Origin of the sequence: Dactylosporangium siamense, from assembly GCF_016862795.1 — a bacterium.
Lineage (GTDB): Bacteria > Actinomycetota > Actinomycetes > Mycobacteriales > Micromonosporaceae > Dactylosporangium > Dactylosporangium siamense.
In genome coordinates, this window is record NZ_BONQ01000266.1 from 1 (window position 1) to 1,427 (window position 1,427).

The 1,427-nt window shown below is 70.1% G+C and carries 1 protein-coding gene; it reads right to left on the reverse strand.

Features of this window, described 5'->3' with window-relative positions:
- On the reverse strand, window positions 1-1,352 hold a 1,352-nt coding region (locus Dsi01nite_RS56850; RefSeq protein WP_239137334.1), incomplete at its 3' end, for a condensation domain-containing protein.
- Window positions 1,353-1,427 lie beyond the last annotated feature (75 nt).

The following is a 1,427-nucleotide window of genomic DNA, read 5'->3' on the forward strand; positions in this document are numbered from 1 at the left end:
ACCACGATGTCGTCCTGCCCGGCGTACCGGGACAACAGCACCGTGAACGCGGAGTACAACGTCATGAACATGGACGCGCTCGTGCCCCGCGCCAGCGTCCGCAGCCTCTCGACCACTTCCGCCGGCACCGTGAACCCGATCGCCGCGCCCTCCGACGAGCGCACCGCCGGCCGCGGCCGATCCGCCGGCAACTCGAGCACCGGCGCGCCGGCCAGCTTGTCCCGCCAGTAGCCGAGCTGGCCTTCGAGGACCTCGCCGGTCAGCCACCGCCGCTGCCACACCGCGAAGTCCGCGTACTGCACCGGCAGCGGCGGCAGCGCATCCTCCGCGAACAGCTCGCGCTGCACGATGCCCGCCGACCAGTCGTCGCCGACCACGTGGTGCATCGCCAGCGCCAGCACGTGCTCGTCCTCGGCGATGCGCAGCAGCGTCGCCCGGAACAACGGACCAGCACCCAGATCAAACGGCACCGCAGCATCCGCGTCCAGCCACGCACCCACCTCACCAGCGGCCAACTCGACCACGGACAGGTCGAACCGCTCCGGCGCCGCATCAATCACCTGCCACGGCACACCGTCGGCGTCCGGGACCAGCCGGGTCCGCAACACCTCATGCCGAGCGATCAGCGACGTCAACGCGCCCGCCAGTGCCTCCACGTCCAGCCCGCCGGACAGGGGAATCGGCATCGGCAGGTTGTACTCGACCGAGTCCGGATCGAGCTGGTGCAGGAACCACAGCCGCTGCTGCGCAAACGACAACGGCAACCGCTCACCGCGCTCCACCGGAACCACCGGAGGCGCCACCGCCCCCGACGCCGCCTCAACAACCCCAGCCAGCCCAGCCACCGTCGGCGCATCGAACACTGCCGCCACCGGAACCTCAACCCCGAACAGGCTCCGAATTCGCGACACGACCCGCGTCGCCAACAACGAATGCCCACCAAGAGCGAAGAAGTTGTCGGCCGCCCCGACCTGCCCCATCTCCAGCAGCTCGGCCCACACCCCGGCCAGCACCTCCTGCGTCGCGCCCCGCGGCGCCACAAACGCGGCTGTCGGCCGCGACGCAGTGACTGCGGGCAGCGCCGCCCGGTCCACCTTCCCGTTGCGGTTCAACGGCAACGCCGTCAACTCCACGAACACCGCCGGCACCATGTACTCCGGCAACCGTGCACCCAGGAACTCCCGCAACCCGGCGGACTCGCCCACCACATACGCCACCAGCCGGTCCCCATCCGCCACCACCACCGCGGCGGACACTTCCGGGTGCCCGAGCAGGACATGCTCGATCTCGCCCGGTTCGATCCGGAACCCGCGCACCTTCACCTGATCATCGGAGCGACCCAGGAACTCCACCTGACCATCCGCACGCCACCGGGCCACGTCACCTGTGCGATACAGCCGGGTGCCGCCACCAGTCGGATCGGCGAT